Source organism: Flexivirga lutea (assembly GCF_054778955.1).
The window spans coordinates 825,781-848,622 of the sequence record NZ_BAAGZB010000002.1 but is presented as its reverse complement, the minus strand read 5'-3'; the positions used below and the strand labels follow the sequence as shown (position 1 = coordinate 848,622).

Below are 22,842 nucleotides of genomic sequence, written 5' to 3'. Positions count from 1 at the left end.
CTCGCGAACGGGTAGACACGCAGTGTGAGTGACGACCAGCTAGACCACTTCGTGCGCGTCCGGGGCGCCAGCGAGCACAACCTCAAGCACGTCGACGTGGACCTACCGCGGGACGCGATGGTGGCTTTTACCGGAGTCTCGGGTTCCGGCAAGTCATCCCTGGCCTTCGGCACGCTGTATGCCGAGGCGCAGCGCCGCTACTTCGAGTCGGTGGCGCCATACGCCCGCCGCCTGCTGCAGCAGGTGGGCGCCCCGCACGTGCAGGAAATCACCGGGCTGCCGCCGGCTGTTGCCCTGCAACAGCGCCGGGGCGCCGCCAGTTCGCGCTCGACGGTCGGCACGCTGACCACGTTGTCGAACCTGCTGCGGATGCTCTACTCGCGTGCCGGCACCTACCCCGAGGGCGCGCCGCGGCTGGCGGCGGAGGCCTTCTCACCGAACACGGCGGCCGGTGCGTGCCCGCGCTGCCATGGGCTCGGTGAGGAGCACGACGTGAGCGCCGAGCTGATGGTGCCGGATGGGTCGCGCACGATCCGGGAAGGGGCGATCGCCGCTTGGCCGGGTGCCTGGCAGGGCGCCAACCTGCGCAGCATCGTGGCCGGGTTGGGTATCGATCTGGACACCCCCTGGGACGAGCTGCCGGCGGATGATCGTGACTGGTTGCTCTTCACGCAGGAGCAGCCGAAGGTGCTGATCGAGCCCGAACCGGGCCGGATCGACCACGGCTATTACGGGCTGTTCCGCAGCGCCCGTACCCACATCCACCACGTGCTGTCCACCTCGCAGAGCCAGAAGATGCGCGAGAAGGCGATGCGCTTCGTCCGCAGCGTGCCCTGTCCTGCCTGTCGCGGCACCGGGTTACAGCCGGATTCCCTGGCGGTCACCTTCGGTGGCCTGGACATCGGCCAGCTCGCCCAGCTGTCGTTCAACGAGCTGGTCGCGGTGCTGCGTCCGGTGGCCGAGTTGTCGCAGGCGGCCGCGGCGACGTCGTCGGCAAGCTCGGGGGAAGCCACCGAGGTCGCGGTGCGCCTGTGCGCCGACCTGGTTGCGCGGGTCCAAGTGCTGCTCGACCTCGGACTGGGTTATCTGTCGCCGGCCCGCAGCTCGACGACGCTGTCGCCGGGGGAGGCGCAGCGGCTGCGCATCGCGACGCAGTTGCGCTCGGGTCTCTTCGGGGTCGTCTACGTGCTGGACGAGCCGTCCGCCGGACTGCATCCCGCGGACGCCGAGCCGCTGCTGGACGTGCTGGACGCCCTGAAAGCCTCGGGCAATTCGTTGTTCGTGGTCGAGCACGATCTGGACGTGGTGCGCCGGGCGGATTGGATCGTCGACATCGGTCCCGGCGCCGGCGAGGGCGGTGGCGAGGTGCTCTACTCCGGCCCGGTCGCCGGTCTCGAACAGGTGCCGGAGTCGGTGACCGGCAGTTACCTCTTCGGCCGTGCCGAGCCCGTCGCCTGCGCACGACGCTCGCCGCACGGGTGGCTGCACCTGCGCGGAGTGACCCGGCACAATCTGCAATCGCTGTCGGTCGACATTCCGCTGTGCGTGCTGACCGCGGTCACCGGAGTCTCCGGGTCGGGCAAGTCCACGCTGGTCACCCAGGTGCTGGCCGAGCTGGTGCGCCGCCATCTGGGGCAGGCGCCCGACGACGCGGACGAGGACGACTTCGAGGTCGACGTCGACGACGCGACCGGCCTGGAGTCCTTCGACCGCCTCGTGCGGGTGGATCAGCGGCCGATCGGGCGCACCCCACGCTCCAACCTGGCCACCTACACCGGGCTGTTCGATGCCGTACGCAAGCTGTATGCCGCCACGCCGGAGGCCCGGCGCCGCGGCTACGGGCCGGGACGCTTCTCCTTCAACGTGGCCGAAGGCCGCTGTGAGACCTGCCAGGGGGAGGGGTTCGTCTCCGTCGAGCTGCTCTTCCTGCCCGGCACCTACGCGCCCTGCCCGTCCTGCCACGGGGCCCGTTACAACGAACAGACCCTGGAGATCGACTACCGCGGCAAGACCGTCGCCGACGTGCTGTCGCTGTCGGTGGACGCCGCGGCGGACTTCCTGGGCGACGTGCCGGCGGCCGCGCGCAGCCTGACCACACTGCAGGAGGTTGGCCTGGGCTATCTGCGCCTGGGGCAGCCGGCGACCGAGCTCAGCGGCGGGGAGGCGCAACGCATCAAGTTGGCCACCGAGCTGCAACGGGCCCGGCGGGGCCATGCCCTGTACCTGCTCGACGAACCCACCGCCGGGTTGCACCCTGCCGACATCGAGCTGCTGGTGCGCCAGCTGCACCGGCTGGTCGACGCCGGCAACACCGTCGTGCTGGTCGAGCATGACCTCGACACCGTCGCCGGCGCAGACTGGGTCATCGACCTCGGCCCGGGCGGCGGTGACCACGGTGGGCGGGTCATGGCGACCGGGGAACCCGAGGATCTCGCCCGGGCGAAGGGGAGTGCGACGGCGCCATACCTGGCCAGGCACCTGGCCCGGCTCGGCGACCGGGCCGAAGTGGACCAGAATGATGACCATGGCTCTACCGCACGCGAACCCGGTGACCGAGATCCTCGGGGTGTATGACGCCGACGGCGGCCTGCGCGGCGAAATGGCGTATGCGGTCGGCAAGGTGCTGCGACACAGCAGCTGCGGACTGTGCGACATCACCCATGCGGGCGTCCGGCGCAAGCGCTCCTGGGACGCACTGGTCGCTTCCCTCGACATCCCGGTCCGGCTGGCGCACCGCAACGAGCTGACCGTGGCAGAGGCGGCGGCAACCGCCGGGGCACCGTTGCCCGTCGTGCTCGGACGTGGCCCGGACGACCGGTGGCGAGTGCTGCTCGCTGCCGACCGGCTGGCGGCGCTGGACGGATCGGTCGATGCGTTCGAACGGGCACTGCGCTCGGCACTGACCGGCTGAATCGGGCGCGCACGCCGGCTGCTGGGTGGACCGCCGGTCACGGCCAACGGCGCTCCGGCGCGCGATCCGGTCCGCCGGCCCATTGACACGCGTCCGCCCCGTCCCGTAAGTTGCCTGACAACTAAGCAACTAAGCAACCTGGCAGGTGAGTTATGAGCGACATCCGGCGACTGAGTCGCGAGTCCTCCGTCTCGGTGCGGATCGCCCAGCAGATCGTCGAACTGATCGGCGCGGGAACGTTCGGCGTCGGCGCCAAGTTGCCCTCGGAGATGGAGCTGGCCCGCCAGTTCGGCGTGAGCCGGCCCTCGGTGCGGGAAGCGCTCGGCGCGCTGCAGTTCGCCGGATACGTGGAATCGGTGCGCGGTTCGGGCACTCATGTGATCAGCGCGAGCGGCTCGGCCGGCCGCACCGAACCGGTCGTCGCGGACCTGTCGATCGCCTCGGCGCTGGACGTTTTCGAAGCACGTCTGCTGGTAGAGCCGCACGTCGCCGCGTTGGCTGCCAAGCATCCGGTCACCGACAAGATCGACGACGCCGCCGAGCTGGTGGAAGGCATGCACCTGGTCGTCCATGAGCCCGGACTACACGCCGCCACCGACCTGCGCATCCACCGCGCCATCGCGGACATCTGCCCCAACGAAGTGATGCGCTCGCACGCCCTGCACCTGCTGGATCTGGCCGCGAGCCCGACGCTGGAGAAGGTACGCATCGAAGCGTGGAAGGAACAACTGCTGCCGAGCATCTGGGGTGACCAGCACCAGCAGGTGCTGCACGCCATCGCCGCGCACGATCCGCAGGCGGCTGCCGAGGCCACCTGGGTGCACCTGGTGTCGGCGGTGCTGAGCGCGTTGGACGTATTGGCCGCCGACCCGGCGATCGACGAGGAAGCCGTGCGCCGGGTCCAGGCACTTGCCGAGAACGGGCCGGTCCTGCCGCACGGCGAATTCAGCAGGGCTCACTCGCACCGGCGCGGCGACGGGGACCACGCATGAGGACCACGCAGGCCCCGGCAGCGCTGGACTTCGACCTGACCAATCCCGAGCCGATCCCCGCGGCGGGCATCGAGCGGGCGGTGGAGCTGATGCAGTCAGGTCGCCTCTTCCGGTATGGCGAAGCCGGTGCCGGTGAGACCGACGACGCCGCGCTGCTGGAGGCGAAGATGGCCGGCCTGGTCGGCCGCACCTTCGCCGTCGGCGTCAACTCGTGTGGCGCCTCTCTCTTCCTGGCCTTGCGCTGCTGCGGTGTGCAACCGGGCGACCCGGTGCTGGTCAACGGTTACACCCTGGCACCGGTGCCCGGCGCGATCGACCATGCGCGTGCGGTTCCGATCGTCGTGGAGATCGACGACCAGCTGACAATCGACCTGGACGACCTACGCGTCAAGGCCGCGAGCTCCGGGGCGCGCGTGCTGCTGCTGTCGCACATGCGCGGACACGTCGCCGACCTGACCAGGGTGCGGGCCCTCTGCGACGAGCTCGGCCTGGTGTTGGTGGAGGACTGCGCCCACACGCTCGGGGCGACCTGGAACGGGCGCCCCACCGGCACCTTCGGCACCGTCGGCTGCTTCAGCCTGCAGACCTTCAAGCACCTCAACTCCGGCGAGGGCGGCATCCTGGTCACCGACGACCCCGAGGTCGCCGCCCGCGCCATACTGCATTCCGGCAGTTACATGCTCTACGCCCAGCACACCGCCCGCCCTGACGAGGCAGTCTTCGCGCCGCTGCGCGGCCAATGCGCCAACTACAGCCTGCGAATGACCGCGCTCGCGGCGGCACTGGTGTTGCCGCAACTGGACGAACTGCCCGCGCGCATCGCGCGGATGAACGACTCCTACGCGCGCCTGGAGCGGTCCGTGCGCGCCATACCGCAGGTGCGGGTGATCGAGCGCGCGGCCGCCGAAGGGTTCGTCGGCAGTTCCTTCCAGTTCGGCCTGCCGCACCTGACCCCGGCCCAGATCACCGCGGTGGTCGAGCTCGCGGGCGACCTGGGCCTGAGCCTGAAGTGGTACGGCGAACCCGCGATGCGCGGGTTCACCAGCCGCCCGGCGCAATGGGACTACGTCCCGAGTGCGGCCGACGTGCCGCGCACCGAGCACGTGCTGGCGACGCTGTGCGACCTGCGCATCCCGCCGGGGTTGACCGCCGAGCACTGTGACCGGATCGCGGAAATCCTGCGCTACGCCGTGGGCGTCGCCACCGGTACCACTGCGTCGATTCCGAACAACTGAACCGCGTCCTCGAATCTTCCTGCCCGCACCTCGATCGAAAGGCACGACCATGGCCATCACCTACCTGAAGCGCTCGGAGGGCATCGCCCCCGTCGACATCACCGCCACCACCAACACCGTCACCGAGATGTTGCAGCGCCTGGAAGCCGAGGGCGAGCAGGCGACCCGCGCCTACTCCGCCCAGCTGGACTCGTGGGAGCCGGACAGTTTCATGGTCGGTCCCGAGGAGATCGCCGCCGCCGAGCGTCAGCTGTCGACGACGACCAAAGAGGACATCCAGTTCGCCCACCGCCAGGTGCGCACCTTCGCCGACCGGCAGCGCGAGAGCATGAGCGAGTTCGAGGTCGAGCTCTCCCCGGGCCTGATCGCCGGACAGCGCAACATCCCGGTCGACGTCGCGGGCTGCTATGTCCCGGGCGGCCGCTACGCGCACGTCGCCTCGGCCGCCATGAGCATCGCCACCGCCAAGGCGGCGGGGGTCGGGCACATCACCGCCTGCTCGCCGCCCCGCGGCGGCAGCGGTATCCATCCGGCCACGCTCTACGGTATGTCGCTGGCCGGCGCCGACACCATCATGTGCCTGGGCGGCGTGCAGGCCGTCGCCGCCATGGCCTTCGGTCACTTCACCGGCAAGTCCGCCGACGTGCTCGCCGGACCCGGCAACCGCTTCGTCGCCGAGGCCAAGCGCATCCTGTTCGGCCGGGTCGGCATCGACGTCGTTGCCGGCCCGACGGAGGCGCTGGTGCTGGCCGACGACACCGCGGACCCGTGGGTGGTCGCTGTCGACCTGATCAGTCAGGCCGAGCACGGCCTGGACTCCGCGACCATCCTGATCACCACCTCGCGGCGGGTCGCCGAGGAGACCCTGTCGTTGATCCCGGCGGCGCTGGAACAGTTGCCCGCCGACTCGGTCGCCGCCCAGTCGTGGGACGCGCTCGGCGAGGTCATCCTCACCGACACCCGCGAGGAAGCGGCGGCCCTGTCCGACGAATACGCCAACGAGCACGTCGAGGTGCACGCCGAGGATCTGGACTGGTGGCTGGCCAACCTGCACAGCTACGGCTCGCTCTTCCTGGGCGAGGAGACCACGGTCTCCTACGGCGACAAGACCTCCGGCCCGAACCACATCCTGCCCACCCGCGGCGCTGCCAAGTACACCGGCGGTCTGTGGGTCGGCAAGTTCATCAAGACCACCACCTACCAGCGCATGTCCCGCGAGGCCAACGAGCGCGTCGGCCGTGTCGCGGCCCGCATCTCCCGCATCGAGGGCATGGAGGGGCACGCCCTGTCCGGCGACGTCCGGCTGCAGAAGTACTTTCCCGGCCAGCCGCTGGACACCGCCGTCGACGCGTGATCGGCGACATGCCCGACCATCCATCGCACCGAATCGAGGAACACCATGAATCTGGCGAACATCGCCCGGCAGCACTACACCCAGGGCCGGACCCCCATCGAGCATTTGCCGCACCTGACCAAGCACCTGGGCGGCCCGCAGATCTACATCAAGCGCGACGACCTGCTCGGACTCACCTCCGGCGGCAACAAGACCCGGAAACTGGAATTCCTGATGGCCGACGCGCTCGCCAAGGGCGCCGACACCATCATCACCACCGGTGCAGTGCAGTCCAACCACTGCCGGCTGACCCTGTCGGCAGCGGTGCGTGAGGGCCTGAAGTGCAAGCTGCTGCTCGAGGAGCGGGTGGAGGGTTCCTACAGCCCCGACGGCAGCGGCAACAACCTGCTGTTCCGCCTGCTCGGCGTCGACTCCATCGAGGTCGTCCCCGGTGGCACCGACCTGCCGGCCCGGATGGAGCAGATGGCCGAGGAGGTGCGTGCCGCCGGCGGCACGCCCTACATCGTTCCCGGTGGCGGGTCCAACGCCCTGGGTGCGCTGGGCTACGTCTCTTGCGCCGAGGAGATCATCGCGCAGACCTTCGAGTCGTCGCTGCCCATTGACCACGTCGTCTGCCCCAGCGGCTCCGGCGGCACCCACGCCGGACTGCTGGCGGGTCTGCACGGCAACCAGAGCGGCATCCCGCTCACCGGCATCAGCGTGCGCGCCGAGAAGGCAGCGCAGGAGGCCAAGCTGCTCAAACTGGCCAACGAGACCCTCGCACTGGCCGGTGGCCGGGCCGACATCCCCGAGCAGAGCATGCAGGTCGTCGACGACTACGTCGGCCCGGGCTACTCGCTGCCGACCGACGAGATGACCGCCGCCATCCAGACGTTCGCCCGGCTGGAAGGCATCCTGCTGGACCCGGTCTACACGGGCAAGACGGCAGCCGGCCTGATCGGTCTGGTGCGCGAGGGCCGCTTCGCCGCCGACGACAACGTGCTGTTCGTGCACACCGGCGGTTCGCCGGCGCTGTACGCCTACCCGGACGCGGTGCTCGCGGATGTCGGCGTCTGAGCAACCGCACACCGGCTCCCGGCTGGTCGGTGTCCTCGGCGGCATGGGTCCGCGAGCAACCGTCGACTTCTACGACAAGCTCGTGGCCCACACCCCGGCGGACACCGACCAGGAGCACCTGCGGGTGGTCATCTGGGCGGACCCGAGCGTGCCGAGCCGGCAGGCCGCGATCCTGGCCGACGGCACCGACCCGTCGCCGTGGCTGCAGGAGGGCATCGACCGGCTGGTGACCGCGGGAGCCGAACTCATCGTGATGCCGTGCAACACCGCGCACGCCTTCGTCGAGGGTCTCGTGCCCGAGGGCGTGCAGTTCCTGTCCATCGTCCAGGTGACGGTGAACGCGGTTGCCGCACGTCCGGCCGGCCCGGTCGGATTGCTCGCCACCGACGCCGCGCTGGCGGCCGACCTGTTCCAGTCCTCGTTGCATGCCCTCGGGCGCCAGGTGCTGATCCCGCCGCCTGCTGCGCAGGCGCGGCTGACCTCGCTGATCACGCAGGTCAAGGCGGGGACGGCCGACAGGAGCACCGAGGAGCAGCTGCGCGAGATCATCGCCGAACTCGACGCCCGCGGCGCCACCGTCACGATCGCCGGCTGCACCGAGATCTCGGTCCTGCTCGGCAACACCCCGCACGACCTTCCGCACGACCTGGTCGACCCGGCCCGGGAGCTCGCTCTCGCCACGGTCGCACACGCACTCCGTCCCGCGCCGATCTCCGGCGCCGTCACGCCCTGAGCAGCTTCGCCCACGCAGGCGCACACCCCATCCGCGGCATGCAGACCGCACCAGACCCCTTCGGCTGACGGGATATCGACATGAGCGATACCAGTGCCACGCACACACCAGCAACAGACCTGAACGACATCGACCAGCCCTACGAACTGAAATTCTGGGGAGGACCGGCGATGGCCCTGGTCCCTGCCGCCGTACTGGTGGGGATCCTGCTCTGGCTCTCGCTCGAGGAAAGAGCCAGCATCACCGGCTTCTGGGTCGGCGGGTGGGCGGCCATCGTCGTCGGCCTGCTGCTGACCAAGACCCCGCGCGCCTTCGCACTGTCGATCGTGCGCGGCCTGACGGCCCAGACCGGTGCCGTCATCATTCTCGCCTACCTGTTCGCCGGCGTCTTCGGCAAACTGCTCTCCGAGGGCGGCCTGGTCAACGGGCTGCTGTGGTTCGGCGTCGAGACCGGAGTGCAGGGAGCGCTCTACGCGATCCTGGCCTTCCTGCTCTCGTGCGTCTTCTCCGCCGGCACCGGCAGCAGCGTAGGCGCCGTTCTCGCCCTGATCCCGGTGCTCTACCCGACCGGCGTCGCGCTCGGTGCCAATCCGGTGATGCTGGCGGTCGCGGTCATCGCCGGAGGCGCCTTCGGCGACAACGTGGCACCGATCTCCGACACCACGATCACCTCGGCATACACGGCCAAGGCGGAGATGGGCAAGGTGGTGCGCGCCCGGTTGCCGATGGCGCTGGTCTCGGCAGCGCTGACAATCGTGGTGCTCGCGTTCTTCGGCGGCGGCGGCACCAAGTCGGCCAACAGCCTGAACATCGACGCCTCCCCGTCCGGGCTGCTGATGATCATTCCGTTCTTCGTGGTGATCGTCCTGGCCATGCGGCGGCACCACATCGTGGTCTCACTCATCTGGGGCAGCATTTCGGCCATCGTCATCGGACTGGCGACCGGTCTGCTCACGCCCGGCGCGATTTTCTCCATCCCGTCCGCGCGGGGCAAGTCGACCGGACTCATCGAGGACGGCCTCAGCGACATCACCGGCGCCATCGTGCTGGTGCTGTTCATTCTGGCGCTGGCGCAGGTGCTGACTGATGCCGGTGTCATGGCCAAGCTGCTGGCGGTGCTGGAGAAGCGCGCCGCGCGCGGTGTCCGCAGCGCCGAACTGATGATCTCCGGCATCACCTTGCTGTTCACCGTGCCGCTCGGTGCGAACGCGCCCGCGATCCTGCTGGTCGGCCCGACCATCGGTCAGCCGATGGGGGTCGCCCACCGGCTGGCTCCCGCACGCATCGCGAACCTGCTCGACTGCGCGGCCAACACGGTGTTCTACATGTTGCCCTGGCACAACGCGGTGATCATCTGGTACGCCACCCTGGTCACCACGTCCAAGCAGTACCACTTGCCGTTGCCGTCCATCGCCTCGGGCTTCCTCAACCCGTACGCGTCGGCACTGCTCCTGGTGCTGCTGTTCTCCATCCTGACCGGCTGGAACCGGCAGTACATCGCCGCTGACGACGAACCGGAACCGGCGGTCGAGGCCGCCGCGGTCAGCTGACCAGGATCGGCATGGAGGTGATGACCGAGCTGGCCCGCCGACTGGGCGTTCCGGCGACCGGCCGACAGGACCGGTGGCAGGAACGCGCTGCGCAGGACGAGACGACGATCGAACAGGTGCGCGCCGCGCGGGCGGCGCCCGGCGTGGCGCCCTGCGTCCGACCGGGCAGGGACCACTGGGCACCGGCACGATCCGCGGACGCCGGCGCGCCCTCCTGGAGCACACCCGGAGGAGAGAAAGTCGCCGAGCGGGTGGAACAGGCCCTGGCCCGGATCGAGCAACAGCACGAACTGCACGCGTTCACCGCGGTCTTCGCCCAGCGGGCACGCGAGCAGGCGGCCGAGCTGGACCGGCGCACCGCCCGGGGCGAACCCCGCGGGCCACTGCACGGGGCATTGCTGGCGGTCAAGGATCTGGTCGCGGTGCGCGGTGAACGGATGTCCGGCGGCACCGACGCGTTCCGCGCCGAGGTCGCCACGGCGGACGCCGAGGTCGTCCAGCGGCTCACCCGCGCGGGTGCCGTGCTGGTCGGCGCCACGAACCTGCATCCGTTGGCCTTCGGTCCGTTCAGCGCCGGGCCGGGCCTGGTCGACGTGGTCAACCCGCTGTGCCCCAGCGTGGTGGCCGGCGGGTCGAGCGGCGGCTCGGCGGCGGCGGTCGCATCCGGCGCGGTGGACATGGCGCTCGGCACCGACACCGCCGGATCGATCCGCATCCCGGGTGCGGCCTGCGGTGTCGTGGGTCTGAAAGGCACCTTCGGGGCCGCTCCGACCGGAGGCGTGTATCCGCTGGCGTCGTCGCTGGACCACGTCGGGCCGCTGACCGGCAGCGTGACCGACGCGGCCCTCGCCTGGTCGGTCATGATCGGTGCCCCGTCCGCCGACGTCCGCCGCCCGGAATCGTTGACCGGGTTGATCGTCGGCGAACCGAGCGCCTTCGTCCGCCGGTATCTCGATCCGCCGGTGCTCACCGCGCTGGACCGCGCGCTCTCCTGCGTCGCCGACCTGGGCGCCCGGGTGCAGACGATCGAGGCGCCGACGCTGGAGCTCGCGCCGGCGCTGATGCTGTGCACCATCGGGCCCGAGGCGCTGGACGTGCACCTGCACCTGCTGCGTGATCGTGCCGACGAGCTGCCCGACGACGTGCGGCTGCGCCTCGAGGCGGCGATGCTGGTCACCGGGGCGGATTACGCGCGGGCCCAGCGGCTGCGGCGGCAACTGACCGCGGAACTGAATGCTGCGCTGGGCTCGGTCGACGTCCTGCTGTCGCCGACGCTGCCGATCACGCCGCCGTCTCTCGACGGACTGGACGGTATGACGGCCGGTGGCTGGCCGGCCAGGTCGGCCATGTCACGGCTGACCGCACCGTTCAACCTCACCGGTCAGCCAGCACTCACCCTGCCGTGGGGTCGCGACCAGGTCGGCGGCGGCATCGGCATACAGCTCGCCGGCGCGTGCGGTGACGAACGGACTGTGCTGTCGGTCGCACTGGCACTGGAGGCGGAAGCCGATCCGTCGGCGCGCTGGTGAGGGCACCGAGCCGGGGGCGGGTGCTGCTCAGCCGGAGAGCATCCCACTGGCCAGTGCCTGCCAAGTCATCGGACCGCACACGCCGTCGACCACAACGGTCGGCACTTCCACGTGCACAGCCTGCTGGAAACCATGCACCGCGTCGCGCGTTCTTGGGCCATACTGCCCGTCCACGGTCAGATAGGTCGCGGGGTTGCCGGACAGGTTGCGGAAGTTGATCTCCACCTGCACGCCCTTGACCGCCTCGCCGTGGCTGCCCTGGTGGCAGGTGACGACCGCGTGTGCCCAGGTGACCGGCCCGACGACACCGTCGACGGTGAGTCCGGCACCGTGCTGGTACTTGCGCACGGCAGCGTCGGTCTGGGCGCCGAAGTCGCCGTCCGCCGCGAGTGTCGCGCCGTGTGCGTTCAGCAGATGCTGCAGAGTCGGCACCGGGTGGCCGCTGGCACCCTTGCGCAGCACCGGCCAGGGCTGCAGCCGGCCGACGATCACCGTCGTGGGCTGACGCACCCACGCTTCGGAGGTGATGTTCACCATCGACGGTTGATCGATGATGCCGATCGAGTTCCAGGTGAACAACGCATAGCCCGGTGCAGCCGCGTTGATGCTGCCCGGCACATTGACGTGCAACTGCGACGCCAGCCAGCCGACCGGCCCGTAACCGCACAACGACACGCAGTGGTCCTCGTTCGGATCGTGGTGGAATCCCGTCGCGAACCAGCCGGTGGCGCCGTTCGTGCTCAGCCAGGCATCGTCCAGCTGGTCCGCCGCGACGCCGAGCTTGACCGGCCCCTGGGCGATCGCTGCGCGCATCGCGGCGGAGTTGGTCCAGTCGACCGCGGCAGGTGCTCCGTCGTCATACACATTGCCGCTGCGGCGGAATCCGTCGTGCTGCATCCAGCCGAGCACGTCGGGCAGGTAGGCGCCCTCCAGGACACCGTGCCCGCTCGCCCAGCTGATCACCTCGGCATCGGTGATGAAGATCTCCGGACTGTGACACGCCTTGGCGAACGCCTCCTCCGCGGTCACGCAATCACCGTGAACGTCGTTGCCCCACATGGAGATCCGCGCCGGCACGGTGAGGAACTGTGCGGGTGCGGCGACCGGCGGCGCGAACGCACGTGCTGCCGCGAGCACGTGCCGTGGCGTCGGTATGGCGCCGCGCATCCGCGCGGGTGTGGCGGTCTGGTCGGACATCGTGATCCCCTTCCGGGTCAGGCAACGGACATCCGGGAAGAGGGGGCGGAGCACCGGTTTGATACACCGCCGACCGCGTTACGGAGTGGCGCGCTGGTGCTCCGAGTGCCCGATGGCCTGCTCGATCAGATCGGCGACGTGCTGGTCGGCCAGCGTGTAGATCATCGATCGGCCGTCGCGGTCGGCGCGGACCAGCCCCAGATTGCGCAGGATCCGCAGCTGATGTGAGCACGCCGACGCCTCCAGGCCGGCGCGCTCGGCGAGCACCCCTGCGGCGCACGGCCCTTCGACCAGGGTGGCCAGGATCCGCAAGCGGGACGGCGTCGCCAGCGCCTGCAGTGTCGTGGCGACCTCCGTCGCGCCGACCCGATCCAGCCGCTGACCGATCGTGGCGTCGTCGAGCGAGGTCGCGCGGTGTCCCATGCACTGATGGTAACCACCTGAGAATTGAAGAACTGTTCAAACGTTCCGTAGTCTGGGTGGGTCACCCACACGAGACGAGGAGCGGATGAGCGCCGTCACCACCGATCAGCGGTCCGTCGCACCGCAACGGACCTCCATCACGCGGACCCGGGTGTTCGCCCTGCCCGAAGTGCGCTGGGCGGCGGCCGCGCTGGTGCTCTTCCTGATCGCCCTGCCGCTCCAGTTGGCGGGCGCGCCGGCCTGGCTGTGGGGACCGCTGTATGCCGCGGTGTATGTCGCCGGCGGCTGGGAACCGGGTTGGGCCGGCCTGCAGGCGCTGCGGGAGAAGACCCTCGACGTCGACCTGCTGATGGTGGTGGCCGCCCTGGGCGCCGCAGCGATCGGCCAGGTGATGGACGGCGGGCTGCTCATCGTCATCTTCGCGACGTCCGGTGCGCTGGAGGCGCTGGCGACCGCCCGCACCCAGGACTCCATCCGGGGCCTGCTCGACCTCACGCCGAGCACGGCCACCCGGCTGGGCCCGGACGGCGCCGAAGACGTCGTGCCGGCCGAGGATCTGGTGGTCGGTGATGTGGTGCTGGTCCGTCCGGGTGAGTTGCTCGCCGCGGACGGGCACGTGGTCGACGGAGCCAGCGACGTCGACCAGGCCAGCATCACCGGCGAACCGCTGCCGGCCGCGAAGACGATCGGCGACGAGGTCTTCGCCGGGACGATGAACGGCGCCGGCGTGCTGCGCGTCGAGGTGTCCCGCGACCCGCACGACTCGGTCGTCGCCCGGATCGTGGCGATGGTCGAGGAGGCGTCCGAGACCAAGGCACCCACCCAGCTGTTCATCGAGAAGATCGAGCAGCGCTACTCGGTCGGCATGGTCACGGTCACCGTCGCGGTCTTCCTGCTCCCGCTGCTCTGGGGCGCCGACCTGACCGGCGCCCTGTTGCGCGCGATGACCTTCATGATCGTCGCCTCGCCGTGCGCCGTCGTGCTGGCGACCATGCCGCCGCTGCTGTCGGCGATCGCCAACGCCGGCCGGCACGGGGTGCTGGTCAAGTCGGCCGTCGTGATGGAGCAGCTCGGCCGGGTGGAGCAGGTCGCCCTGGACAAGACCGGCACCCTCACCGAGGGCGCACCGACCGTCACCGACATACGACCGACGGCTGCCGGGGTGTCCGAACACCAGCTGCTGGCCTGGGCGGCCGCCGTCGAGCACGCCAGCGAACACCCGCTGGGACGGGCGGTCGTCGAGGCCGCGCGCCGCGACGGCGTGCCGTTGTCGCCGGTGGAGCAGTTCGACGCCACGCCCGGCGCCGGTGTCGCCGGGGTCGTCGACGGTGCGCCGACCGCGGTCTGCTCCCCGGCGCGCGTCGACTCCGCCCTGCCGGACGAGGTCGCCGCCGCGGTGCACGACCTGGAAGCCCGCGGGCACACCGTCGTCGTGGTGCTGCGCGCAGGAGTGCCGGTCGGCACCATCGGCATCGCCGACCGGCTCCGCCCCGACGCCCGCGCGGCCGTGCACCAGCTCGCGGCCGTCACCGCCGCGCCGCCGATGCTCGTCACCGGCGACAACCCGGCCGCCGCCCAGCACATCGGCGCCCAGGTCGGCCTCACCGACATACGCGCCGGTCTGCTGCCGCAGCACAAGGTCGCCGCCATCCGCGCCGCCCAGGCCGACGGCCGCACGGTGCTGGCCATCGGCGACGGTGTCAACGACGCCCCCGCGCTGACCGCCGCCGACATCGGGGTGGCGATGGGCCGCGCCGGCGCGGACCTGACGCTCGACGCCGCGGACGCCGTCGTGGTCCGCGACGAGCTCGCCACCGTGCCGGCGGCCCTCGTGCTCTCCCATCGCGCGCGCCGCATCGTGGTCCAGAACCTCGTCATCGCAGCGGTTTTCATCGGCTGCCTGGTCCTGTGGGACCTGCTGGGCACGCTGCCGTTGCCACTGGGCGTCCTCGGACACGAGGGCTCCACCGTCATCGTCGGACTCAATGGTCTGCGCATGCTGCGCCGCAGCGCCTGGTCCGCGAGCGCCGACTGATCCACTTCCCGTAAACAGCCCATCAGCGGGCCGGGAACTGCGAGACTCGTTTACACACGGCGCACCCCCGAAGCGCCGGGCGACAAGGAGGCCCGCCATGGGTTCGCAGTTTCCGAGCAATGCATCATCGAGCACCCCGCTGCCGATCAGTCGGCGCACGGTTCTTCGCACGGGAGGGGTGATCGGCGCCGGCCTCGCCCTCGGTATGGCGTCCGCCCAGCCGGCGCTCGCGGATCCGCCGTGGTTCGCCAAGCTGTCGCCGGAGCAGCAGGTCGCACAGCGGGTGATCTTCTCCTACCCGGGAGCGACCCCGTCGGACGAACTGCTGCAGCTGATCAAGGACGGCATGGTCGGCGGCCTGATCTTCTTCGGCGAGAACATCCTCAGCCTCGCCCAGATCACCGACGTGGTCAGCGAGCTGCGGGCCGCGCACGCGCAGAGCCCGACGAGCGCGACGCCGCTGATCCTGACCACCGACCAGGAGGGTGGCGTCGTACGCCGGCTGCGTGGACAGGAGCCGTTGCTGTCCGCCAAACAGATGGGTGCATCCGCGGACCCGGTCGCCGAGGCGACCAAGGGCGGCCGGGGCGCCGGCCTGATCCTGAAGCAGGTCGGGATGAACCTCAACCTGGCGCCGGTCGAGGACGTCTACCGCGAGGAGGGCAACTTCGACGACCGGTTCGGCCGCTCCTTCAGCTCCGACTGGATGGTGTGCGGTGAGCTGGGCGCCGCGTTCGTGCGCGCTCAGCAGGACACCGGCGTCGCCGCGACCGCCAAGCACTATCCCGGACTCGGCTGGGCGACCCGCGACGAGAACACCGACCTCGGCGTCGTGACGCTCACCCAGCCGGCCGACGAGATCCGCGGCGTCGACGAGGCCGCGTTCGGACCGGTCATCGACGCCGGTGTGCAACTGGTGATGACGTCCTGGGCGACATACCCGGCGATCGACCCGGACTACCCGGCCGGTCTGTCCAAGATCTTCGTCGGCGGCGAACTGCGCGGCCGGCAGCATTTCCGCGGCGTCACCATCACCGACGCGCTGGAGGCGGGCGCGCTCGCGCCGTTCGGCGACACCGGCGAGCGGTCGGTCCTCTCCGCCGACGCCGGCATGGACCTGCTGCTGTGCTCGGCCCGCGACGTCGGCCAGGGACAGGAGGCGGTGGCCGCCGTCACCGCCGCGCTCGGCAGCGGCCGGCTGAACCCGGGTCACTTCAAGATCGCGCTCACCCGGGTGCGCCGCTTGCGGGACAGCCTGAGCTGAGTGCATCCGGATCTTGATCGTTTCTTGAGTCTGGGCCGGGTAGGACTTGAAACAGCGGGCCTTCACTGGAGCAGTACCCCAGGAACCACTGCTTCAGGAGTTGCTCTGCCATGTCTCGTCCCACCTTGTTCGGCGGCCGCTTGCGCCTCGTCATCACCCTGCTCCTCGCCTGGTGCGCCATTGCGGCGGGCACGGTGATGGCCGCCGGATCCGCTTCTGCGGCAACGGCTCCCAGCCGGTCCATGTGGGTGTGGTCCAAGGCGAACCCGACCGACGTCATCACCTTCGCGCAGAGCCACGGCGTCTCCCGGTTGTTCGTCGCGGTGCCGTGGAACGTCGCGGGTTCCTCGGACCTGCCGCGACTGAAGCAGCTGTCCGCCGCCGCCGGGGCCGCCGGCATCCGGGTGGACGCGCTCGGCGGTGACCCGACCTGGACCACGAACCCGTCGGCCGCCGTCACCTGGGAGCGCGGCGCGATCGCCACGCACCTGTTCGCCGGCGTCCACGTCGACATCGAGCCGTATGCGCTGTCCGGCTGGAACGACCCGTCCACCCAGGCCTCGCTGGTGACGTCATACCTGTCGACGTTGAGCAGCATGCGCAAGACCGCGGCCGCGGCGGGTATGCCGCTCGAGGCCGACGTGCCCTTCTGGTACAACACGATCGCCACCGGTGCGACCACCATGGCGGACGGCGTGCTCGCCCGGGTCGACGCGGTCACCGTGATGAGCTACCGCAACGTCGCGACCGGACCGAACTCGATCACCGACATCGGCTCCGACATGCTCGCCCGGGGCGCCGCAACCGGAGTGCCGGTGCGGCTGGCCGCGGAGACCAACCCGTTGAGCGACTGCTCGACCTGCACCTTCGCCGGGACCTCGGCGGCCACCCTCGACACCGCGCTCGCCGCGGTCGACAGCACGGAGGCGGGCTCCTCGTCATACGCGGGGATGGCGGTCGAGGACTTCGACGGGTGGCGTGCGCTGCCCGCCACGGCCTGAGCGGGCTCTACGGTGGAGCCGATGACTGACACGACGAGTCCGCGGCCCGCGCCGCTGCAGGGACGCGCGCTCGTGGTGGAGGACGACCCGGACATCCGGGGACTGCTCGAGATCGCGCTGGCCGGTGCCGGCCTCGAGGTGCGCACGACCGGATCCGGCCGCGAGGCAGTCGATCTCGTGCCGCACGGACACTTCGACCTGATCACGCTTGACCTCTCGCTGCCCGACCTGGACGGGGTGGCGGTATGCCGGGCGATCCGGCCGCTGACGAGCGCATACATCGTGATCTGCACCGCGCGCGGTGCGGAGACCGACCGGCTGACCGGGTTGGACGTCGGCGCCGACGACTACCTGCTGAAGCCGTTCGCGATCAGCGAGCTGCGGGCCCGGGTCGCCGCCATGCTGCGCCGTCCGCGCACCCTGCTGGACGACTGACAAGGAACCGGCCACGACCGAAAGCCGTTGTGCCTGCGCGCCTTCCGTATCCTGGTGACGGTCTTGTCGAAGGAGGCGACCACGCTGAGCACCACGGCACCAGCGCCGGCGACGACCCGCACGGCGCTGATCATCGAGGACGACGCCGACACCCGGCTGCTCATCGAGTCGCTGCTGCGCAGCTCCGGCTTCACCGTCTCCTCGACCGGCAGCGGTGCCGAGGGTCTGCAGCTGGCGCGGGACCGGACACCCGACCTGGTGCTGCTGGACCTCGGCCTGCCGGACCTGCACGGCACCGAGGTGTGCCGCGCACTGCGCACCTTCACCGACACCTACATCGTGATCGTGAGTGGGCGTGGCCACGAGACCGACCGACTGCTCGGCCTGGAGATGGGCGCCGACGACTATGTCGTCAAACCCTTCTCACCGCGCGAACTCCAGGCGCGGATCGCGGCGATGTTCCGCCGGCCGCGGCGGATCGGTGCACCCTCCGACGGTCACCCGGCCACGACGCACGTGCTGCACGTCGGTGATCTGATCATCGACATGGAGTCACGCGAGGTGCGGGTCGCGGGTGAGCCGGTGCAGCTGACCCGGATCGAGTTCGAGCTGCTCGCCGTGTTGGCGAGCCGGTCCCGCCGGGTGTGGGAGCGGGACACGCTGGTGCGGCTGGTCTGGAAGACCGACTGGATGGGGGACACGCACACCGTCGACACCCATATCGCCAATCTGCGCCGCAAACTGGCCGCGCGACGGCCCGGTCGGTGGATCCAGGCCGTCCGCGGTGTCGGGTACCGGTTGGTCACCCCGCCGTCCTAGGGGTGGCCGGTGGTGGCGGTGGTCCGGGTTATGCCAAGCGCGGGGTCCTGAGCCGTCTGGACTATGCCCATCGCGTTGTATGGCGCGCGATCGGCATACTCGGGAAGTTGGCTGGTGGTTGGACTATGCCCATCGCGTTGTATGGCGCGCGATCGGCATACTCGGGAAGCCGGCTGGTGGTTGGACTATGCCCATCGCGTTGTATGGCGCGCGATCGGCATACTCGAAGCGTCGTCGATCATCGGCTCTGCCAGGCGTCGTCGACCGGGTGGTAGCCGATGGCCTGCATGGTGTCGTGCAGATCGACCGCGCGATATCGGTTGGCCGAGATGCCATGTGCCACCACGAAATCGAAGCCATCCGCCGTCACCGCCGCTCGCACCAGCTCGGCCGCGTCCCGGGGGCTCAGCCAGGCCGTCCGTTCCCGGTCCGCCGTGGCCTCGTCGGGCCGGGACTCGTGGAAGTAGCCGATCCGCAGCGCGACCACCGACACATCGGTGGCGGCGCCGATCCACGCACCGAGGGATTCCGCCCAGGCCTTCGTCACGCCGTAGAGGTTCTGCGGTCGCGGCGCGTCGGTGACCCGGGCCTGCCGACCCTCGGGCCGGGCGGCGACCGCCTGCACGCTGCTGGCCAGCACCAGGCGGCGCACCCCCGCGTCGACCGCGGCCTGTGCGACCTGGTGTGCGCCGACGACGTTCGCCGGCAGCAGCGCCGGCCAGTCGGCGCTCGGATCGGGCACCCCGGCGAGGTGAACGACGGCGTCGGCACCCTCGAACGTCCGCCGGCATGCCGCCGCATCGGTGACGTTCAGCGCATCGATGCCGTCGGCGGTGCGCAGGTCGGTGCGGTGCACCTGCCAGTCCGCGGGCAGCAACGGCGTGATGGCGGTGCCGATCCGCCCCGCCGCACCCGTCAGCACCACCGTGCGAAGTCCCTGGGCCATGTGCCCGAGGGTAGCGACGGCGAGCCTCCCGGGGCGTGGTCGCGCCCCGCGCGTTGGTCGCCCACACCACCGGCGCCGCTACAGAGCCGCGGCGATCAGGGTGAGGCCGTCGATCAGCTCGTCGAGCTCGCCCGCGCTCAGCACGTCGTATGCCGGAGCCGCCAGCTCCTCAGCGGCGTCCTCGATCCGCTGTTTCAGCACGCGACCGGAATCGGTGAATCACCTTGCGGCGTCGACGATTCCGCGCTGTTGCAGGCCCGCGACCACGGCGTCGAGCTGCGCCTTCGGCAGGTGATGGACCCGGCCGAACTGCTCCGGCGCCATGTCGTGGGCGAGCGCATGCAGCACGTGCGCCTCGGTGCCGCCGATGCCGTCCGCCACCAGAGCGGCGTTGTGTCCGTCGCCGCGGTGCTCGCGCAGCAGTGTCGCCGCGTGCCAGAGCCGGGCGACCGGCTCCCGCGGTATGGCGAGGGCGCGCAGCCCGGCATACAGCATCCGACCCTCGAACGGGGCGCTGACCGCCGCCCGAGCGCCTCCTGCGGCGTGACCTTGCCCCAGACCCAGGGGACGTGTCGCGCCCGCCGTCCCATCCGGCGAACGCGCCCGGTCGACCGCCACGGCGGTGCGTAGATTGAGGCGTTGCTCGAGGTCTTGTCGTCGACGAAGGGACAGCAGGCGCGTGTCAGCCACCGCACACCGCGGCCGGGAGGCATCCCAGCAGCCCGAGGACGCCGGTGTCGTCGCGCTCGCGGCAGCCGCCATCGAGGGGTTCGCCGTGCGGACACCGTTGCAGCCCAACGGCCGGCTCAGTGCGCTGGTCGGTGCGCAGGTGCTGCTGAAACGCGAGGACCTGCAGCCGGTGCGTTCCTACAAGATCCGCGGCGCGGTCAACCTGATCCGGGGACTCAGCGACCAGGAGCGGGAGCAGGGCGTCGTCTGCGCGAGCGCCGGCAATCACGCACAAGGTGTCGCCCTCGCCTGCGCCGAGCTGGGCGTCAACGCTCGCATCTACCTGCCGCGCAACACACCGCGACAGAAGCGGGACCGCGTCGCGTCCCTCGGCGGCGAGCAGGTCCGGCTCATCCTGCACGGCGACACGTATGACGATGCGGCCAAGGCCGCCGTCCTCGACGCGTCCCGGACCGGCGCCACCCTCGCGCCGGCCTTCGACGACCCGCGGGTGATCGCCGGCCAGGGCACCGTCACCCGGGAGATCCTGCAGGACCTGGGTCGCGCCCCCGACATACTCCTGGTGCCCGTCGGTGGCGGCGGCCTGCTGGCCGGCGCGTTGCTGGCGCTCGCCGACGCACCACCGGAGTTCGGCGCGGACCGTTGCCGGGTCGTCGCCGTCGAACCGGTCGGTGCGGCCAGCCTCCGGGCGGCGCTCGACGCGGACCAGCCGCTGGACCTGGGCGAGATCGACACCTTCGCGGACGGGACCGCGGTGCGCAAGATCGGCGACCACCCGTTCGAGATCATCCGCCGGGCCGGTGTCGAGGTCGTCACCGTCGAGACCGGTGCCATCTGCCAGGAGATGCTGCGCCTCTATCAGGTCGACGGCATCATCGCCGAACCGTCCGGTGCGATGGCGATGGCCGACCTGGACCGGCGCGGCATCGCCGCCGACGCGACCGTCGTCGCCGTCCTGTCCGGTGGCAACAACGACGTCAGCCGGTATGCCGAGGTCATCGAACGTGCCCTGGTGCACGAGGGCCGCAAGCACTACTTTCTGGTCGACTTCCCGCAGGAACCCGGCGCGCTGCGCCGCTTCCTGCAGGACATCCTCGGCCCGGACGACGACATCACGTTCTTCGAATACGTCAAACGCAACAACCGTGAGTTCGGCCCGGCGATGGTCGGTGTCGAACTCGGCGACCCCTCCTCCTACGACGCGCTGCTGGCGCGCGCCGAGGCGTCGCCGCTGGTGGTCGAGCCGATCCCGCTGGACAGCCCGATGCTGCGCTACCTGATCTGACACATCGCCCCGCACCTGCGGCTGACGGCGAATCCTTGTCCGCGACGGCGGCATGCGCGCGCGGGGCGTTTCTGGCGTGTGGGCCGGCGACAGTTGCTGGTTGTGGGCGGGGCGGGGGCCCGCACAGCATCACCGGCACCGACGCGCTGCCTGCGCAGCGGCGTCGATGCCGGGACGGTGTCGCCGAGATGGTGCCTGCCGGGACGGTGTCGGCGAGATGGTGTCGCCGGACACCGCGGGCCAGCAGCTCAAGGTGGCGCGCGCCGTGGCACTGCCCGCCGTGGCACTGCGCTGGGCCGGCCGTGGACGGCGGCCGGGCTAATAGACCCGGCGCCGGGAGCCGCCGATCGGGATCAGGTTGAGGACGAGGCCGACGATCAGCAGCACGATGCCGATCCACAGCAGCACTTTAAGGCTGGCGACGAGTAGGCCGAGGATGATGAGGACGATGCCGAGCACGATCATGGTTGCCTCCGCAATCTGAGGGTGTTGGGAAACGGACCGTACCCAGCGGCGCACACTCCTAACCGGTTAATTGCGGTGGCGGACGAACCGTCCGCGGCGTGTGGTGCATCGGATCCGCGGGTGGTTGGGTTGCGTCGTGGACATTTGCGATGCCCGGGACGGTGCCCGGCAGGTCAAGAACAGCACCGCGCTCGACATCGGCGCCCGAGCCGGGTTCGTCGCGAGTGGGGTGCTGCACCTGCTGATCGCTTTTCTGGCGGTGCGCGTCGCCTTCCATCGGTCGAGCAAGTCACCGGACCAGTCCGGGGCGCTCGCGACACTGGCCCAGAACCCGGCCGGCAAGGCGTTGCTGATCGTGTTCGTGGTGGGCTTCGTCGCGCTCGCGCTGTGGCAGCTGAGCCGGGCCGTGTTCCAGCACGGCGTCACGGACCGCATCGGCGCCGTCGCGCTCGCCGTGGTCTATCTGGCCATGGCCTGGACGTCGCTCTCCTTCGTCCGCGATCACGGCAAGTCGAGCTCTTCCAAGTCCACGGACTTCACTGCCACGGTGATGAAACACCAGGGCGGTCGGTGGCTGGTCGCGATCATCGGCCTGGTCATCGTCGGCGTCGGTGCCTACCACGTCTACAAGGGGGCGCGGACCCGCTTCGTCGAGGATCTGCGCGAGCATCCAGGCACGGTGATCATCTGGATCGGTCGCATCGGGTATGCCGCCAAGGGCGTCGCACTCGGCATCGTCGGCGTGCTTTTCGTGGTGGCGGCGGTGCGCCATCGGTCCTCCGACGCCAAGGGCCTGGACGGCGCGCTCTCCACGCTGGGGCACGCGGTGGCCGGCCAGCTGCTGCTGACGTTGATGGGCCTCGGCCTCGCGTGCTTCGGGGTCTACCTGTTCGGCCGGGCACGGTATGCCCGCATCTGAACG

Annotated in this window: 22 protein-coding genes; 16 read left to right on the top strand and 6 right to left on the bottom strand. The window is 70.4% G+C overall.

What is annotated here, in order from left to right; all coding sequences use genetic code 11:
* Nucleotides 1–24 precede the first annotated feature (24 nt).
* The 9 genes from uvrA to ACYVBN_RS10385 all read left to right on the top strand — a co-directional run bounded on the left by uvrA (nt 25) and on the right by ACYVBN_RS10385 (nt 11,360).
* Nucleotides 25–2,574, top strand: a complete 2,550-nt coding sequence (uvrA, locus tag ACYVBN_RS10425; protein WP_460600454.1) for an excinuclease ABC subunit UvrA — start codon at nt 25–27, stop codon at nt 2,572–2,574.
* Nucleotides 2,525–2,911 (top strand): hypothetical protein, encoded by a 387-nt coding sequence (locus ACYVBN_RS10420; protein WP_460600453.1) that lies wholly within the window; start codon nt 2,525–2,527, stop codon nt 2,909–2,911. Before uvrA ends, ACYVBN_RS10420 begins: the two co-directional genes overlap by 50 nt.
* A gap of 152 nt (nt 2,912–3,063) precedes the next feature.
* Nucleotides 3,064–3,903: a FadR/GntR family transcriptional regulator gene (locus ACYVBN_RS10415; RefSeq protein WP_460600452.1), complete on the top strand. Its 840-nt coding sequence runs from the start codon at nt 3,064–3,066 to the stop codon at nt 3,901–3,903.
* Nucleotides 3,900–5,138 (top strand): DegT/DnrJ/EryC1/StrS family aminotransferase, encoded by a 1,239-nt coding sequence (locus ACYVBN_RS10410; RefSeq protein WP_440284016.1) that lies wholly within the window; start codon nt 3,900–3,902, stop codon nt 5,136–5,138. The genes ACYVBN_RS10415 and ACYVBN_RS10410 overlap by 4 nt, the downstream gene beginning before the upstream one ends.
* 49 nt (nt 5,139–5,187) lie before the next feature.
* Entirely contained in the window at nt 5,188–6,492 is a 1,305-nt protein-coding gene (hisD, locus tag ACYVBN_RS10405) for a histidinol dehydrogenase family protein (protein ID WP_460600451.1), read from the top strand.
* A 45-nt stretch (nt 6,493–6,537) separates the two neighbouring features.
* On the top strand, nt 6,538–7,548 hold the full coding sequence (gene cuyA / locus ACYVBN_RS10400) for a D-cysteine desulfhydrase family protein (RefSeq protein ID WP_460600450.1): 1,011 nt from the start codon (nt 6,538–6,540) through the stop codon (nt 7,546–7,548).
* Nucleotides 7,535–8,281, top strand: a complete 747-nt coding sequence (cuyB, locus tag ACYVBN_RS10395; RefSeq protein WP_460600449.1) for an aspartate/glutamate racemase family protein — start codon at nt 7,535–7,537, stop codon at nt 8,279–8,281. Before cuyA ends, cuyB begins: the two co-directional genes overlap by 14 nt.
* Nucleotides 8,282–8,361: 80 nt before the next feature.
* On the top strand, nt 8,362–9,831 hold the full coding sequence (locus ACYVBN_RS10390; protein ID WP_460600448.1) for a Na+/H+ antiporter NhaC family protein: 1,470 nt from the start codon (nt 8,362–8,364) through the stop codon (nt 9,829–9,831).
* A gap of 11 nt (nt 9,832–9,842) precedes the next feature.
* Nucleotides 9,843–11,360: an amidase gene (locus ACYVBN_RS10385; RefSeq protein ID WP_460600447.1), complete on the top strand. Its 1,518-nt coding sequence runs from the start codon at nt 9,843–9,845 to the stop codon at nt 11,358–11,360.
* 27 nt (nt 11,361–11,387) lie between these two features.
* Here ACYVBN_RS10385 and ACYVBN_RS10380 read toward each other — a convergent pair whose 3' ends face one another.
* Nucleotides 11,388–12,557 carry a peptidoglycan-binding domain-containing protein gene (locus ACYVBN_RS10380; protein ID WP_460600446.1) on the bottom strand — a complete coding sequence of 390 codons (1,170 nt, stop codon included), beginning with the start codon at nt 12,555–12,557 and terminating at the stop codon, nt 11,388–11,390.
* A 78-nt stretch (nt 12,558–12,635) separates the two neighbouring features.
* Nucleotides 12,636–12,980, bottom strand: a complete 345-nt coding sequence (locus tag ACYVBN_RS10375; RefSeq protein ID WP_440284009.1) for an ArsR/SmtB family transcription factor — start codon at nt 12,978–12,980, stop codon at nt 12,636–12,638.
* Nucleotides 12,981–13,065: 85 nt separating this feature from the next.
* Here ACYVBN_RS10375 and ACYVBN_RS10370 point away from each other — a divergent pair, with 85 nt between their 5' ends.
* The 5 genes from ACYVBN_RS10370 to ACYVBN_RS10350 all read left to right on the top strand — a co-directional run bounded on the left by ACYVBN_RS10370 (nt 13,066) and on the right by ACYVBN_RS10350 (nt 18,534).
* A complete protein-coding gene (locus ACYVBN_RS10370; RefSeq protein ID WP_460600445.1) occupies nt 13,066–15,015 on the top strand; it encodes an HAD family hydrolase in 1,950 nt (649 codons plus the stop codon).
* Nucleotides 15,016–15,112: 97 nt separating this feature from the next.
* Nucleotides 15,113–16,279: a glycoside hydrolase family 3 protein gene (locus tag ACYVBN_RS10365; RefSeq protein WP_460600444.1), complete on the top strand. Its 1,167-nt coding sequence runs from the start codon at nt 15,113–15,115 to the stop codon at nt 16,277–16,279.
* Between the two features lie 110 nt (nt 16,280–16,389).
* Entirely contained in the window at nt 16,390–17,280 is an 891-nt protein-coding gene (locus ACYVBN_RS10360) for a hypothetical protein (protein WP_460600443.1), read from the top strand.
* A 21-nt stretch (nt 17,281–17,301) separates the two neighbouring features.
* Complete coding sequence (locus ACYVBN_RS10355) at nt 17,302–17,715, top strand: response regulator transcription factor (RefSeq protein ID WP_460600442.1); 414 nt, start codon at nt 17,302–17,304, stop codon at nt 17,713–17,715.
* A 54-nt stretch (nt 17,716–17,769) separates the two neighbouring features.
* Nucleotides 17,770–18,534, top strand: coding sequence for a response regulator transcription factor (locus ACYVBN_RS10350; RefSeq protein ID WP_460600441.1), 765 nt, complete (start codon nt 17,770–17,772; stop codon nt 18,532–18,534).
* A 238-nt stretch (nt 18,535–18,772) separates the two neighbouring features.
* Here the strand turns inward: ACYVBN_RS10350 and ACYVBN_RS10345 are convergent, their stop codons facing one another.
* The 3 genes from ACYVBN_RS10345 to ACYVBN_RS10335 form a co-directional block, all read right to left on the bottom strand.
* Nucleotides 18,773–19,480, bottom strand: a complete 708-nt coding sequence (locus tag ACYVBN_RS10345; protein ID WP_460600440.1) for an NAD-dependent epimerase/dehydratase family protein — start codon at nt 19,478–19,480, stop codon at nt 18,773–18,775.
* A gap of 78 nt (nt 19,481–19,558) precedes the next feature.
* Nucleotides 19,559–19,681 (bottom strand): hypothetical protein, encoded by a 123-nt coding sequence (locus ACYVBN_RS10340; RefSeq protein ID WP_460600439.1) that lies wholly within the window; start codon nt 19,679–19,681, stop codon nt 19,559–19,561.
* 18 nt (nt 19,682–19,699) lie between these two features.
* Complete coding sequence (locus ACYVBN_RS10335; protein ID WP_460600438.1) at nt 19,700–20,170, bottom strand: helix-turn-helix domain-containing protein; 471 nt, start codon at nt 20,168–20,170, stop codon at nt 19,700–19,702.
* Between ACYVBN_RS10335 and ilvA the strand changes: the two genes are divergently transcribed.
* Entirely contained in the window at nt 20,160–21,455 is a 1,296-nt protein-coding gene (ilvA, locus tag ACYVBN_RS10330) for a threonine ammonia-lyase IlvA (protein ID WP_460600437.1), read from the top strand. The genes ACYVBN_RS10335 and ilvA overlap by 11 nt on opposite strands.
* A 318-nt stretch (nt 21,456–21,773) precedes the next feature.
* Here ilvA and ACYVBN_RS10325 read toward each other — a convergent pair whose 3' ends face one another.
* Entirely contained in the window at nt 21,774–21,974 is a 201-nt protein-coding gene (locus tag ACYVBN_RS10325) for a hypothetical protein (RefSeq protein WP_440283317.1), read from the bottom strand.
* An 82-nt stretch (nt 21,975–22,056) separates the two neighbouring features.
* Between ACYVBN_RS10325 and ACYVBN_RS10320 the strand changes: the two genes are divergently transcribed.
* Entirely contained in the window at nt 22,057–22,839 is a 783-nt protein-coding gene (locus ACYVBN_RS10320) for a DUF1206 domain-containing protein (protein WP_440283318.1), read from the top strand.
* Nucleotides 22,840–22,842: the final 3 nt, after the last annotated feature.